The 15,405-nt window shown below is 60.6% G+C and carries 8 protein-coding genes and 1 tRNA gene; 5 read left to right on the forward strand and 4 right to left on the reverse strand.

Annotated features, from left to right (window positions below):
- The first annotated feature begins 72 nt into the window (after positions 1–72).
- Together gltB and SynA1560_RS02010 are read left to right on the forward strand one after the other, a co-directional pair.
- On the forward strand, positions 73–4,671 hold the full coding sequence (gene gltB / locus SynA1560_RS02005; protein WP_186501065.1) for a glutamate synthase large subunit: 4,599 nt from the start codon (positions 73–75) through the stop codon (positions 4,669–4,671).
- A 13-nt stretch (positions 4,672–4,684) separates the two neighbouring features.
- Complete coding sequence (locus SynA1560_RS02010) at positions 4,685–5,008, forward strand: YciI family protein (protein WP_186470046.1); 324 nt, start codon at positions 4,685–4,687, stop codon at positions 5,006–5,008.
- Positions 5,009–5,053: 45 nt separating this feature from the next.
- On the opposite strand, the gene lipA is transcribed toward SynA1560_RS02010, so the two are convergent.
- A complete protein-coding gene (gene lipA, locus SynA1560_RS02015; RefSeq protein WP_186470047.1) occupies positions 5,054–5,932 on the reverse strand; it encodes a lipoyl synthase in 879 nt (292 codons plus the stop codon).
- A gap of 18 nt (positions 5,933–5,950) precedes the next feature.
- Between lipA and SynA1560_RS02020 the strand changes: the two genes are divergently transcribed.
- Positions 5,951–6,024, forward strand: a tRNA-Pro gene (locus tag SynA1560_RS02020).
- Positions 6,025–6,039: 15 nt separating this feature from the next.
- Here the strand turns inward: SynA1560_RS02020 and cobJ are convergent.
- Both cobJ and SynA1560_RS02030 read right to left on the reverse strand, forming a co-directional pair.
- Positions 6,040–7,794, reverse strand: a complete 1,755-nt coding sequence (gene cobJ / locus SynA1560_RS02025) for a precorrin-3B C(17)-methyltransferase (protein ID WP_186501546.1) — start codon at positions 7,792–7,794, stop codon at positions 6,040–6,042.
- A gap of 117 nt (positions 7,795–7,911) precedes the next feature.
- Positions 7,912–9,264, reverse strand: a complete 1,353-nt coding sequence (locus SynA1560_RS02030; protein ID WP_255477023.1) for a hypothetical protein — start codon at positions 9,262–9,264, stop codon at positions 7,912–7,914.
- Positions 9,265–9,658: 394 nt separating this feature from the next.
- On the opposite strand from SynA1560_RS02030, the gene psaA reads away from it, so the two are divergent.
- Both psaA and psaB read left to right on the forward strand, forming a co-directional pair.
- The gene (psaA, locus tag SynA1560_RS02035) at positions 9,659–11,962 is read left to right on the forward strand and encodes a photosystem I core protein PsaA (protein ID WP_186470049.1); all 2,304 of its coding nucleotides are present in this window, start codon (positions 9,659–9,661) and stop codon (positions 11,960–11,962) included.
- A 22-nt stretch (positions 11,963–11,984) separates the two neighbouring features.
- Positions 11,985–14,201 carry a photosystem I core protein PsaB gene (gene psaB, locus SynA1560_RS02040; protein ID WP_186501066.1) on the forward strand — a complete coding sequence of 739 codons (2,217 nt, stop codon included), beginning with the start codon at positions 11,985–11,987 and terminating at the stop codon, positions 14,199–14,201.
- A gap of 124 nt (positions 14,202–14,325) precedes the next feature.
- Here psaB and SynA1560_RS02045 read toward each other — a convergent pair whose 3' ends face one another.
- The gene (locus SynA1560_RS02045) at positions 14,326–15,252 is read right to left on the reverse strand and encodes a cupin (protein WP_186501548.1); all 927 of its coding nucleotides are present in this window, start codon (positions 15,250–15,252) and stop codon (positions 14,326–14,328) included.
- Positions 15,253–15,405 lie beyond the last annotated feature (153 nt).

Raw genomic sequence — 15,405 nt, forward strand, 5'->3', positions numbered from 1 at the left:
CCTTAGGATTTGATAGTGCGGCGTATGGATGAGGCATCCAGCTGCGGCGTTCGTCCGACTTTTCTGCAGGTCATGACTCACCTTCCCGGTTCCCATTGGCCCTACAGCGACAGTGCTGCGCCTGAGGCCGTGGCCGGTGAAAAGGATGCTTGCGGCGTGGGATTCCTCGCGAATCTTCAGGGTGAGACCAGTCATTGGGTTTTGCAGCAGGCCTTGCGTGGTCTGGGTTGTATGGAGCACCGGGGGGGATGTGGCGGCGATGGGGACTCGGGCGACGGTGCCGGTGTGCTCTGTCAGATCCCCTGGGCTTATCTACGAGAGGTCTGGCCGGAAGCCGCTGCAGCGAAAGGTCTCGGCATGATGTTCATGCCCACGGATGCAAGCTGCCGGGCGGATGTTCGCCGCGTCTGTGACGCGGAGGCCAGTGCTTTGGGGTTGCGTCCGCTGGGGTGGCGAACCGTTCCTGTGGATCCAACCGTGCTGGGTCCCATGGCGCGAGCAACGGCGCCTGTGATCGAGCAGTGGGTGCTTGATGGCCACGCGGATGACTCGGCTTTCGAAGGTCAGCTGCTGCGTTTGCGCCGCAGGATTGGAGCTCGCATCCGCGCCGAATTTGGCACCTCTGGTGGTTACGACCTCTATGTGGCGTCCTTGAGCAGCCGCACGGTTGTTTACAAAGGCATGGTGCGTTCTGAAGTCTTGGCGCAGTACTACGCCGACCTCAAGGATCCGCGCTTTGCCGTCAGTTTCGCGGTTTATCACCGTCGTTTCAGCACCAATACCCTGCCGCGCTGGCCCCTGGCGCAGCCGATGCGGCTTCTGGGCCACAACGGTGAAATCAACACCCTGCTGGGCAACCTCAACTGGGCCAAGGCGTCAGAAGCCAGCCTCGAGAACGTCTGGGGGGAAGCTGCCGACGATCTGATTCCGGTGGTGAACCCTGCCTTCAGTGATTCCGCCAACCTTGATGCCACTTTGGAGCTGATGGTGCGCAGCGGGCGTTCGATCACCGACAGCCTGATCACGCTGGTGCCCGAAGCCTTCCGCAATCAGCCCGACCTCGACAGCCGTCCCGATGTGACGGCGATGTACGAGTTCAATGCGGGCATTCAGGAACCCTGGGATGGTCCGGCCCTGTTGGTCTTTGCCGACGGCAAGCGGGTGGGTGCCACGTTGGATCGCAATGGGTTGCGCCCGGCGCGTTGGTGCACCACCGATGACGGCTTCGTGATCATGGGATCGGAGACCGGTGTGGTGGATCTCAGCGGCAAGACCATCGTCAGGAAAGGGCGACTTGGACCTGGACAGATGGTGGCCGTGGATCTGGAACGCGGCGAGTTGCTGGACAACTGGTCTGTCAAGGAGGACGCGGCGCGTCGATTCCCTTATGCCGAATGGCTGAAGCAGCACCGCCGCAGCGTGGCCCCGCAGCCTTGGATCCAGGATCAACAGGTGAGTGAACTCGATCTGCTGCGCTTGCAGACCGCCATGGGTTTCACCGCCGAGGATTTCGATCTGATCATTGAAGACATGGCGGCCCTCGGCAAAGAGCCGACCTACTGCATGGGGGATGACATTCCACTGGCGGTGCTCTCCGAGAAGCCACACCTGTTGTTCGACTATTTCAAGCAGCGCTTCGCCCAGGTCACCAATCCGCCGATCGACCCGCTCCGGGAAAAGCTAGTGATGAGCTTGGAGATGCATCTCGGTGAACGACGACCGGCCCTGAAGCCCCAGGCCGAGGCTGCCGCCGTGATTCATCTAGAGACCCCGGTGTTGAACGAGGCCGAGTTGGCGGCCATCAGCCAGCAGGGGCTGCCGGTGCAGACCTTGTCCACGCAAGTCGCGGTTGAAGCTTGTGCCGGCGGGTTGCAGCCTGCGCTCGAAGCTCTCTGCCACGCCGCAGAACGAGCAGTCCGCGGTGGTGCTCAGGTGTTGGTGCTTTCCGACCGTGTCGATGCGTCAGGGGTCGCTACTCCGCTCACCCCCACCACTGTGGCCATGCCATCGCTGTTGTCCGTAGGGGCGGTGCACCATCACCTGCTGCGACAAAAGCTGAGGCTGCAGTGCTCCTTGGTGGTGGATACCGCGCAGTGCTGGAGCACGCATCACTTGGCTTGCCTGATCGGTTACGGCGCTAGTGCCGTCTGCCCTTGGCTCACCTGGGAGACCACCCGTCACTGGCTGGAGCACCCCAAAACCAAAAAACGCATTGAGCAGGGCAAGCTTCCGGCCCTCGACGCTGATCAGGTGCAGGCCAATGTGCGCGAGTCCCTTGAAAACGGCCTTCGCAAAATTCTGTCCAAGATCGGAATTTCTCTGCTGGCCAGCTACCACGGCGCTCAAATCTTTGAGGCGATTGGTCTTGGTGCCGATGTAATCGAGATCGCCTTCAGCGGTACCACCAGCCGGGTGGCAGGCATGACCCTTGCCGAATTGGCCAATGAAACCCTGTCGATGCATGCCAAAGCTTTCCCCGAGCTGAACCGCAGCAAGCTGGAGTTCATGGGTTTTGTTCAGTACCGCAGTGGTGCGGAATACCACCGCAACAACCCTGAACTCTCCAAGGCGCTGCACAAGGCCGTGGCACAGGGCCCCGGCTACGACCATTTCTCCACTTACAAGGCCTTGTTGGAGAACCGACCGGTCATGGCCCTCAGGGACCTGCTCGAGTTCAAGTTGGCGCCCACCCCGCTTCCCCTCGATCAGGTGGAGAGTGTGGAGAGCATCTGCACCCGCTTCTGCACGGGTGGGATGAGCCTCGGCGCCCTGTCTCGTGAAGCCCATGAAGTCCTGGCCGTGGCGATGAATCGCATCGGCGGCAAGAGCAACAGCGGCGAAGGCGGTGAAGACCCAGCCCGTTTCCAGGTGTTGAAGGACGTCGATGGGGAGGGGCGATCGGCGTCCTTCCCCAGCATCGGCGGACTGCGCAACGGCGACACCGCCTGCTCCGCGATCAAGCAAGTGGCTTCAGGGCGCTTCGGAGTGACGGCTGAATATCTGCGCAGTGGTAAGCAGCTGGAGATCAAGGTGGCGCAAGGGGCCAAGCCCGGTGAGGGCGGCCAGTTGCCAGGTCCGAAGGTGGACGAGTACATCGCCTGGCTGCGCAACAGCAAGCCAGGTGTGGCCTTGATTTCGCCGCCCCCGCACCATGACATCTACTCGATCGAAGATCTCGCCCAGTTGATCCACGATCTCCACCAGGTCCATCCAGCAGCACCTGTCAGCGTGAAGTTGGTAGCTGAAATCGGCATCGGCACCATCGCTGCTGGTGTGGCGAAAGCCAACGCCGATGTGATTCAGATTTCGGGCCACGACGGCGGCACTGGAGCCTCACCGCTGAGCTCGATCAAGCATGCCGGCGGCCCCTGGGAGTTGGGCCTGACTGAGGTCCACCGAGCCCTCTTGGAGAACGGTCTTCGTGATCGGGTTCTGTTGCGGGCCGATGGTGGCCTTAAAACCGGCTGGGATGTGGTGATCGCCGCGCTCCTCGGCGCGGAGGAGTACGGCTTCGGTTCGATTGCGATGATTGCCGAAGGCTGCGTGATGGCCCGCGTTTGCCACACCAACAACTGCCCAGTCGGTGTGGCCACACAAAAGGAGAACCTGCGCAAGCGCTTCACCGGGGTCCCCGAGCACGTCGTCAACTTTTTCTGGTACGTGGCTGAGGAAGTGCGCCAGCTCATGAGCTTGCTGGGTGTGAGCAGTTTTGAAGATCTGATCGGACGCACGGATCTGCTCAAGGCCCGATCGATTGAGCTGGCCAAGACCAAGTGTGTGGATCTCTCCAGCCTGCTCGCTCCAGTCCATGGTGCTGAGGATCGCTCTTGGCTTCGCCACAGCGCTCAGGCCCATGGCAATGGCCCGATCCTCGAAGACCGATTGTTGGCTGATGTGGAGCTGATGGCTGCGGTGGAAAGCCATGGTTCGCTCAGCCGCAGTGTGGAGATCATCAACACCGATCGCAGTGTCTGCGCTCGACTGGCGGGTGAAATTGCCCAACGCCACGGCAACCGTGGTTTCAACGGACAGCTTGATCTGACCTTCCGTGGCGCGTCCGGGCAGAGCTTCGGTGCTTTCCTGGTGCAAGGGATGAATGTTCGGCTCGAGGGTGAGGCGAATGATTACGTCGGCAAGAGCATGAACAGCGGCAGGATCGCTTTGGTGCCCGCTGATGCCACCGCCAACCCTGGTGATCAGGTAATTCTCGGCAACACCTGTCTCTACGGAGCGACCGGTGGTGAACTGTTTGCCCTTGGTCGTGCCGGTGAGCGCTTTGGTGTTCGCAACAGTGGAGCCCGTGCGGTTGTGGAGGGTGCTGGAGATCACTGCTGTGAGTACATGACTGGTGGTGTTGTGGTGGTGCTCGGCAGCACTGGACGCAACGTCGGTGCTGGCATGACTGGTGGCGTGACCTTCCTGCTCGACGATGGCGAACGGGTTACTCCCCGCGTCAATCCTGAGATCGTGGAGGTGTGCAGCATTACTACCGATGAGCAGGCCTCATTGCTGAAGCAACTGCTCGAGTTGCATGTGGCTGCCACAGGTAGCGAGAAGGCCTCATCGCTGCTGGCGGATTGGTCAGCGGCCAAGGCAGGGTTCAAGGTGCTCATTCCTCCCAGCGAACGTGAGGCCATGGGCTTGCTGGATCGGGCTGCCGTGGCGGTCTGATCGCTGCCGATCCATGCCTTGGTTCGTCAAGCAGGAGGTGTTTACTCCATCCATGCGGGCACTTTCAGCAGATGAGCGTCGCTCCCACTGCGATGCTCATCGCACCTGGTTGAATGCTGAGCGCGAGAAAGGCTGGAGGCTCTACAGCGGTTTTCTCGTGGATGGCCAGGAGCAGCCCGGAGGCGGTGGCTTGATGATTTTTGAGGCCCCCTCCTACCAAAGCGCCCATGATTGGGTGACGCGTGATCCAATGATTCTCCGCGGCCTGGTGACCTGGTCGCTTTATGCCTGGCGCCCGGTCTGTGCCGATGCCTTGCCTGTGTCACAGGCTTGGTGAGCCTGAGCCGAAACCATCCTTGTCTTCGCCCTGGCTGGCGTCTGGTCAGCGGGGATGGCTGAGCATCAGCTTTTGCACTTCTCCGGCGTGGTAACTGCTGCGCGTCAGCGGTGTGCTCACCACCTGGAGGAACCCCAGATCACCCTCCCCCAGCTCGCGGTAGTGGTCGAACTGCTCTGGTGTGACGAAACGGTCCACCGCTAGGTGCTTCGGCCCGGGTGAGAGGTATTGGCCGATCGTGACGATGTCAACGTGATGGGCACGCAGGTCGCGCAACACCTGGATCACTTCCGCATCGTTTTCCCCGAGCCCCACCATCAGTCCTGATTTGCTGTATGCCTTGGGCCAGCCTTCACGCACACGCTTCAACAGTTCCAGCGATCGCTCGTACTCACCCTGTGGTCTGGCTTGTCGGTACAAGCGAGGCACGGTTTCGATGTTGTGGTTCAGCACATGGGGTCCTGCCTCCATCACGGTGGCGAGGGCATCCCAGTTGCCGCAGAAGTCTGGGATCAGCAATTCGATGGTGGTGAGCGGTGAGCGCTGTTTGACCTGTTCGATGCAGGCCACGAACTGGGAGGCGCCACCGTCGTCAAGGTCATCGCGGTTCACTGAGGTGATCACCACGTGCTTCAGGCCGAGCCTGGCTACAGCCTCCCCCAGGCGTTCAGGTTCCGTGGGATCGAGCTGCCGAACGCTTTTGTCGAAATCGATGTCGCAGTAAGGGCAGGCGCGCGTGCAACCGGGTCCCATGATCAGGAATGTGGCCGTCCCTCCGGCGAAGCATTCCCCGATGTTGGGGCAGCTGGCTTCCTGGCAGACCGTATTCAGCTTCAGGTCAAGCAGCATGTCCGCAACGGCTCCGATGCGTTCCCGTTGAGGAGCTTTGACGCGGAGCCAATCAGGTTTCAGGACGGAGGTCATCTTCTAGAGTCGGGCCTTCGGGATGTAGCGCAGCTTGGTAGCGCACTTCGTTCGGGACGAAGGGGCCGCAGGTTCGAATCCTGTCATCCCGACTGCAATGGCCGGCATCAACTGAGCGCGGCTCCGGGATAACCACGGGGGGTCACCATGCGGCCACCCATGACCCGACTGCTGCTGTTGCCGACCACCAGCACGGTGAGCATGTCAACGTCCTCCGGTTGGAGGTTAGCCAGCTGAAACAGGCTCACGTTCTCCTCCCGTCGTCCGAGTTGGCGGGCCATCACCACCGGTGTTGTGGCAGGTCGATCCTTGAGCAGGATCTCAATAGCTCGCTGCAGCTGCCAGTCGCGGCCTTTGGAGCGTGGGTTGTAGAGCGCCACCACAAAATCTCCTTCTGCAGCAGCGTGCAGCCGTCGTTCAATCACCTCCCAGGGTGTGAGCCTGTCACTCAAGCTGATGGTGCAGAAGTCATGCATGAGCGGTGCTCCGGCCTTGGCCGCCGCCAGTTGCAGGGCTGAGAGGCCTGGGTGAACTTGGAACAGCGGTCGATGACTCTCGGGAAGGTCCATCCACAATTCCAGGGCGAGTCCGGCCATGCCGTAAATCCCGCTGTCGCCCGATGACACCAGTGCAACCTTGGTGCCCTCACGGGCCATCTCCAAGGCCTGCTGGCACCGGTCGCGTTCCCGTGTGAGCTGTCCATCCACGCGCACCTGATCATGGCGGCGCAGGGGCTCAAGCAGATCCAGATACAGCCCATAACCAACCCAGGACACACACCGACTGAGGGCCTGTCTGGCATCGGGGGTGAGCAGATCCAAGGCCCCTGGCCCACTGCCGATCAGATGCAGTTCGCCCCGTTGAGGTGCAAAGGCCTGGCTTGCCTCAGCGATGGCGACCGTGACGGCACCCTGTTCGCCTGGATCGGCATGAAGGATTTGCTTGGGATGACGTAACTGCGCGCCGTCTCCTGCTGCCAGCAGAGCCGCTGCTTCCGCAACCGATGCTGTTCCCATCTCCGCTTTGACCACCTCTGAAGGCGTGGGCACGGCAACCGCCGCCAAACTGGAAGCGCAGTGCAGCCGAAAGGGCCATTCGTGCTGTTCGCTCAGGCGAATGAGTGCTGGCTCATTGGCCTTGACGTCGATGCTGCTGATTCCGGCCACCGCTTCCCGGGCCAGTGATGCTTGAGCAAGAGCCGATGCGACGGCACGTTCGACCAGGCCAAGGCTGGTGTTGCGCTCGCAACCGATGCCGATCCAGAGGGTGGGGGGATGCCAACGACAGGCTGCAGCATCGGTTTTAGCCCCGATGCTCAAGGCGGGAGATTGATGGGAGCCATCCCGATGATGGAGTCGTTGGCTGCCGGCACTGGTTGACCAGAGCGTTGTTCCGCTTTGCTGCGTCAGGCTCAGCGGTTGCTCCATGGCCTGGGATTGCATCAGCTGATGCCAGGCGCTCGCTTCGCCTCCGCGCTTCCAACCCCATGCCTCGCCAAAGGCATCCAGTGCCAGGCGACCTTGTGTGCTGGCATCACCGGTGAGAACGGCTCGACTTCCAAGTGCGGCGGCAAGATCTCGTGCCAGCTGCTCTGCCCCAGCGGAATGACCGCCCAAGAGCGGCACCACATGCTCGCCCCGCGCATCCATCACCACAACCGCAGGATCGGAGTGCTTGTCTTGCACCAGGGGAGCAATCAGCCTTGTAACCGCTCCAATGGCGCCAATCACCAGCAGGTTGCCCCCGCGGGTCCAGTTGGCTTTCAGCAGTTGCGACGCTGGACCAATCCGCAGATCCGCGGGCATGTCCTTCAGCGTGGTTGCAGCACCGGGCGTCAATCCGATTGCCTTGATGCGCTCCATCTGCTGCAGGCGCTGCAGGAGCGGCCAGGCACTGGCTGAAAGGCCAAGAGCCAGCGTCACGGTGTCGGCCTGGTGCGTGTTGGTGGTGTCAGCGTTCAGGGCAAAAGCCTCGGAAGATCAGCGCTGGGTGCCATTGGCGTTCAACAGCTCCCTGGCTGATCCTCCCAGGCTGCTGGTGGGGGCATTGGTGTTGGCCCCCTCCGGAGGCGTGGGTGGCGAGGCGATTGCCTGGGGTTGACGGTCGCTCGGGGTTTTGGCGGGGTCGTTCTCTGAAGGTCTTGCCTTGGATGGGTCTGGCGGCTCAGGCGCCTCGTCGCTGGCTGGTGCGGGCTGCGATTCCAGCTGGATCGGGTCCTTGTCGACCTCCATGGACTGTGGGTCTGGTGTTGATGTCGTGTCTTCGGCGGGGGTGGGGGTGGCTGGTTGAGGCTCAGGGTCATCTGATTGCTCTAATTGGACGGGCTGCTCCGTCGTGACAGCACCCGCTGGCTTGGCTGGTGGCGTGGGTTCTGGAACGGCCTCTCCCAGCAGTCGTGCGATCTGCTGATCGGAGAGCTTGGATTGCATCCAAATCGGCCGCTCCCCTGATAAGGAGTCTTGGGAGCGGAATTGATTGTTGAAGACCGGAGTGATCGGGTCTCCCATGCCATCCAGGAGTTCCATCTGAACACCGCCATTGCCGGCACCCTTCAACCAAAGGGCGTCCTGGCGGTCGACCAGAAAGCTGTCGCCGTTCACGCTGATGCGCAGCCTCCAACGTCCATCGCCTTCGCGAAGGTTTTGCAAGGGCGCATTCCAGATGAGCCAGTCGATCAGCAGCGGCTCGCCGCGTCCCAGCTCTGCAGGACTGACAACGGCAAGCCAGGGAGCATCCTGATCGGGTTGGGTGCCAATCAGTTCCTGAAGAAGGTCCAGTCGCCACTGAAGACTCGCCCCAGGCGATTTCACGGCTTCTCCCCAGGGCATGGCTGCATAGGCGCTGAAGCGATGACTTCCAGGGGAGAGGTCAGGCAGGTCAACGGTCAGTCGACCCTGGCTGGCCTGGCTGAATCGCAACGGCGGCTGATCGTCAATTTGCAGAGCCACGTGGGCCCCTAGCCCCAGTTGTGGGTCTTCGGTCAGTGGCCAGTCCTCGATTTGAAGTTCAATTGATGTGCGGCGAGTCTTCAGCAGGCTTCCATCGCGCGGACTGATCAGGGTTAGGCGCGGCTGGTAATGGTTGAGGGCCTGTTGCAGTTGTTGCACGGCGCCGGGCGGGCTCACTTCCTGCAGGCGACCCGTTGGCGCGCTGGCATCGACGATGTGATGTCCGCGCGCTTTTGAACTGGTCTGATCGCCTCCCCAAGACCAGGCCTGAACAGGCGCGGCCGGCCAGAAGCTGATCAAAAGCACCAGCACGGCTGCCAGCCAGCGTTGGAGGAAGTGGTTTCGGCCTGATGCCGTCATGGAGCCGAGCTTGAATGCAGTCATTCTGGTCATCGACGCCAGGTCGCAACTCGCTGGGAAAATTTGCATTATTTAGGCGAATATTTTTTGTCTTTCGGTGATGTTTACTCCCTTGAATCAATCTTGCTTCGCTGATATTCAGTCTCGGGAAAATCCTAGGTGCAGACAGGCCAGCAGCCGGATTGAACCTTTGTAACTCCCTTGGGTGTGATGCGGGTCTGCGCTCCTATGCTTCCGCCAGCGGTCCCCTCATCAGGGGCCCCAGCTCCAGTGGCTGTCAGGGATCTTGATCCTTGAAAGCCATTGGTGCCCGGCCGTAGTGAGGCTCGTCCGAGCTTCGGCCGGGGCCCCGGTGAATCTCCGGATTTGCTGGAGGGGTGTCCCACCACCTCGATCCCGTCCCTCGAGGAACGACTCGATGACCATCAGCCCACCAGAGCGTGGGAACACCGCGAAGACTCAGGTCGAGAAGGTCGACAATCCAGCGACCTTCGAGCTGTTCGGCAAGCCCGGACACTTTGACCGAGCCCTCGCGAAAGGTCCCAAAACCACTACCTGGGTTTGGAATCTCCACGCCAACGCTCACGACTTTGACAGCCACACGAGTGACCTTGAGGAGGTTTCTCGGAAGATCTTTAGTGCTCACTTCGGCCATCTGGCCGTGATCTTCATCTGGCTGAGCGGTGCCTTTTTCCATGGCGCTCGCTTCTCCAACTTCTCCGGCTGGCTCGCCGACCCCACCCACGTGAAGCCCAGTGCTCAAGTGGTGTGGCCGGTGTTCGGCCAAGAAATCCTCAACGGCGATATGGGTGCCGGTTTCCAGGGCATCCAAATCACTTCAGGCCTGTTCCACATGTGGCGGGCTTGGGGCATCACCAATGAGACACAACTGATGTCTCTGGCCATTGGCGCCCTGGTGATGGCCGGTCTGATGCTGAATGCAGGCGTCTTTCACTATCACAAGGCAGCTCCGAAGCTCGAGTGGTTCCAGAACGTTGAGTCGATGCTCAACCACCACTTGGCTGGTCTGTTCGGTTTGGGATCTCTTTCCTGGACCGGTCACCTGCTGCATGTGTCCCTGCCCACTACCAAGTTGATGGATGCCATCGACGCCGGCCAGCCGCTGGTGCTCAATGGCAAGACCATTGCTTCTGTGGCGGACATTCCCCTTCCTCACGAATTCTTCAACCAGGATCTCCTGGCTCAGCTCTACCCAGGTTTCAGCGCCGGTATTGGCGCTTTCTTCCGCGGTGACTGGGCTGCCTACAGCGATTTCCTCACCTTCAAAGGTGGTTTGAATCCGGTGACCGGAAGCATGTGGATGAGCGACATCGCTCATCACCACCTGGCCATCGCGGTGATGTTCATCGTGGCCGGTCACATGTACCGCACCAATTGGGGCATCGGTCACTCCATTAAGGAGATCCTCGAGGGTCAGAAGGGTGATCCTCTCCTCTTCCCTGCAACCAAGGGCCACGACGGTCTGTTCGAGTTCATGACCAACAGCTGGCATGCTCAGCTGGCCGTGAACCTGGCCATCGGTGGTTCCGTGAGCATCATCGTTGCTCAGCACATGTACGCGATGCCTCCGTATCCGTACATGGCGATCGATTACCCGACACAGATCGGTCTGTTCACCCACCACATGTGGATCGGTGGCTTCTTAATCGTTGGCGCTTCCGCTCACGCGGCCATCGCCATGATCCGCGACTACGACCCCGCCAAGCACGTCGATAACGTGCTCGACCGGGTGCTCAAAGCACGCGATGCCATCATCAGCCATCTGAACTGGGTCTGCATCTGGCTGGGTGCCCACAGCTTCGGTCTGTACATCCACAACGACACCATGCGTGCTCTGGGGCGTCCCCAGGACATGTTCAGCGACTCCGCCATCCAGCTGAAGCCGATTTTCGCTCAGTGGATTCAGGGTCTGCACGCCTCCGCTGCCGGCAGCACTGCACCCAACGCTCTCGCCAGCGTCAGTGAAGTGTTCAACGGTTCAGTGGTTGCCGTCGGCGGCAAGGTTGCTGCTGCGCCGATTCCCCTCGGCACCGCTGACTTCATGGTGCACCACATTCACGCCTTCACGATTCACGTGACGGTGCTGATCCTTCTCAAGGGTGTCCTGTACGCCCGTAATTCCCGTCTCATCCCCGATAAGGCCAACCTCGGCTTCCGCTTCTCCTGCGATGGCCCTGGTCGTGGCGGCACCTGTCAGGTGTCTGCTTGGGACCACGTGTTCCTTGGTCTGTTCTGGATGTACAACTCCCTGTCCGTTGTGATCTTCCACTTCTCCTGGAAGATGCAGAGCGACGTGTGGGGAACGGTGAGGCCTGACGGTTCCGTCCAGTACCTCTCCAACGGCAACTTTGCCAACAGCGCCATCACCATCAATGGCTGGCTGCGCGACTACCTGTGGGCTCAAGCCGCACAGGTGATCAACAGCTATGGATCCAACACGGCCGGCTACGGAATCATGTTCCTTGCAGGCCACTTCGTTTGGGCCTTCAGCCTGATGTTCCTGTTCAGCGGCCGCGGCTACTGGCAGGAGCTGATTGAGTCCATCGTCTGGGCTCACAACAAGCTGAAAGTGGCTCCGGCCATCCAGCCCCGTGCGCTGTCCATCATCCAGGGCCGTGCCGTGGGTGTTGCCCATTACCTCCTGGGTGGCATCACGGTGACGTGGGCCTTCTTCCACGCCCACATCCTTGCGGTGGGCTGACCTTTCCTGACCTTTCCCTCTAATGGCAACGAAATTTCCTTCGTTCAGCCAGGGTCTGGCACAGGACCCGACAACCCGCCGTATCTGGTACGGGATCGCCACGGCTCACGACTTCGAGAGCCATGACGGAATGACGGAGGAGAAGCTTTACCAAAAGCTCTTCTCCACCCATTTCGGTCATCTCGCGATCATCGGCCTGTGGGTTTCGGGCAACCTGTTCCACATCGCCTGGCAGGGCAACTTCGAGCAGTGGGTCGCAGATCCTCTGCACGTAAGCCCAATCGCTCACGCAATCTGGGATCCCCACTTCGGTGAAGGCGCCATCACGGCATTCACCCAGGCGGGAGCGTCCTCACCGGTGAACATTGCCTACTCAGGCTTGTATCACTGGTTCTACACAATCGGCATGACCACCAATGCCGAGCTGTACCAGGGATCCATCTTCATGATGATCCTGTCAGCTTGGGCTCTCTTCGCCGGTTGGCTGCACCTTCAGCCCAAGTTCCGTCCTTCCCTGGCTTGGTTCAAGAACGCTGAATCGCGCCTGAATCACCACCTGGCTGTGCTCTTCGGCTTCAGCTCGATCGCCTGGACCGGTCACCTGGTTCACGTGGCCATTCCTGAATCCCGCGGTCAGCACGTCGGTTGGGACAACTTCCTCAGCGTGATGCCTCACCCCGCTGGTTTGGGTCCCTTCTTTACCGGCAACTGGGGTGTGTATGCCCAGGACCCAGACACCATGGGTCAGGTGTTCGGCACTGCTGAAGGATCCGGCACCGCGATCCTCACCTTCCTCGGTGGTTTCCACCCTCAGACCGAAGCCCTCTGGCTGACCGACATTGCCCACCACCATCTGGCCATCGGTTGCATCTTCGTGATCGCCGGCCATATGTACCGGACCAATTTCGGCATCGGTCACTCCATCAAGGAGATCCTGGAAGCCCACAACCCTCCGAAGGGCACTCCTGGAAACCTCGGTGCAGGTCACAGCGGTCTGTACGACACCCTGAACAACAGCCTGCACATGCAGCTGGGTCTGGCTCTCGCCTCCCTCGGTGTGGTCACCTCCCTTGTTGCTCAGCACATGTACGCCATGCCGTCGTATGCCTTCATCGCGAAGGCCTACACAACGCAGGCTGCTCTCTACACCCACCACCAGTACATCGCCATCTTCCTGATGTGCGGTGCCTTCGCCCACGGTGCGATCTTCTTCATCCGTGACTACGACCCCGAAGCCAATAAGGACAACGTCCTGGGCCGGATGCTCGAGCACAAAGAAGCGGTCATCAGCCACCTGAGCTGGGTCACTCTGTTCCTCGGCTTCCACACCCTGGGTCTTTACGTCCACAACGACGTGGTCGTGGCCTTCGGTACCCCCGAAAAGCAGATTCTGGTTGAGCCCGTCTTCGCCCAGTTCGTTCAAGCCGCTTCCGGCAAGGCGATCTACGGCTTCGATGTGCTGCTGGCCAACGCTGGCGGTGCTGCCGCCAATGCCAACGCTGCTTACATGGGTGGTTGGATGGACGCCATCAACGGCGCCCGTGGCAGCAACGATCTGTTCCTGCCCATCGGCCCTGGTGACTTCCTGGTTCACCACGCCATCGCACTGGGTCTCCACACCACCACCCTGATCCTTGTTAAGGGTGCTCTGGATGCCCGCGGCTCCAAGCTGATGCCCGACAAGAAGGACTTCGGCTACTCCTTCCCCTGCGACGGCCCCGGCCGTGGCGGCACCTGTGACATCTCCGCTTGGGACGCCTTCTACCTGGCAGTCTTCTGGGCGCTGAACACAGTGGGTTGGGTCACCTTCTACTGGCACTGGAAGCACCTCGCCATCTGGCAGGGCAATGTTGCTCAGTTCAATGAGTCCAGCACCTACTTGATGGGTTGGTTCCGCGACTACCTGTGGCTGAACTCCTCCCAGCTGATCAACGGATACAACCCCTTCGGCAGCAACAACCTTGCTGTTTGGGCTTGGATGTTCCTCTTCGGTCACCTGGTGTGGGCCACCGGCTTCATGTTCCTCATCTCCTGGCGTGGCTACTGGCAGGAGCTGATCGAGACCATCGTTTGGGCTCATCAGCGCAGCCCCATTGCCAACATGATGGGTTGGCGTGATAAGCCTGTGGCACTGTCCATCGTTCAGGCTCGTGTTGTTGGCCTGGCTCACTTCACAGTGGGTTACGTCCTCACTTACGCGGCATTCCTGATCGCCTCGACCTCAGGCAAGTTCGGCTGATCCAGCAGATGCTGCTTTGATCAACTAGTCGTTTCTCGAAATCTCCCCCGCCCGGGTTTGCCGGGCGGGGTTTTTTTCTTGCTTGTGGCGTCTCAGCCGACCACCGAGTCAGCTGATTGCTGGATCAGTTGCTGAACAGAATGTCGAGGGTGCGCAGATAGGTGTGCAGTCCCGCGTCTTGGATGGGAAGCACATAGGCATCAGCGCCGGACTCGTTGTGATGGGAATGCCAATACCCCGGTGGCGTGACGAATGCGGCACCTGCCACCCAGTCTTCTCGATGGGGATTGAGGATTCGACCCTGGTCGTCTAGCTCGGTGCCGATCAGGGTGTAGCAACCGGGTTCGCAGTCCACGGCGAAATCCAGGGCAATCGACTGGTGGCGGTGAGGTTTCTGCTCTTGGCCGGCGGGGAGAATTCCGAGCATCGCCCAGAGTGTGTGGGTCACCGTGCGGGTCTGCGGAAACGCGGCATTGCCCAGCAGCACGCTGACACGATTGGCGCGGGCTCCGCTCGGGCTCGCTGCGATGTCCGCCAAGCGCCCCTGGCTGTCGAGATGGCTGTAAAAGGTTGGCTCAAAGCGGGATTCACTGGGCGTGACGCCCAGATGGCGCAGCAGTGGCGCGTCGTGCACCCAATAGAGAGCTCCCTTGCTGCGACTGGTGTGAATGGCATCACCGCCTGCGGGCAAGACGAGCATGTCGCCTTTGCTCCAGCTGAAATGCTCGCCGCAGGCTTCGGTTTCTCCTTCCCCATCGGCGACGAAAAACAGCTGGCTTGTGGCTACAGCGGCTGTACGCAGTTCGGTGTCGTGCACGCGAATAAAGTTCGCGCAAAGTGAGGGACCGGTGGCTGGTCCGTTGCAGTTGAGCTCTGCACTGAGGTCGAGCGCCAGCACGGCACTGCCAGTGTCATCGAAGAATGTCGGTGAGAAGCTGCGATAGGGCACCAATGAGGTCAGCCCGCTGCGGATCGGATTCGCCGCCTCGCCGTAGGAAAAGAACTGCGCTTGTTCCGAAGAAGCCCGACTGTGCGTCGTGCTGATCACCATGGCGCGGCCTCTTCGAACAAACAGGGCACCCACATTACGAATCGCTGCATCCAGGGGTTGTATGCATTGCGTCATGGTTCTCACTGGAGTCAGTCACGGGCTGGTTGCATTCATGGTTTGGACTGAGAACCCTCCAGCGTCGTTCTCCTTCCA

It is taken from the genome of Synechococcus sp. A15-60 (genome assembly GCF_014280095.1).
Lineage (GTDB): Bacteria > Cyanobacteriota > Cyanobacteriia > PCC-6307 > Cyanobiaceae > Synechococcus_C.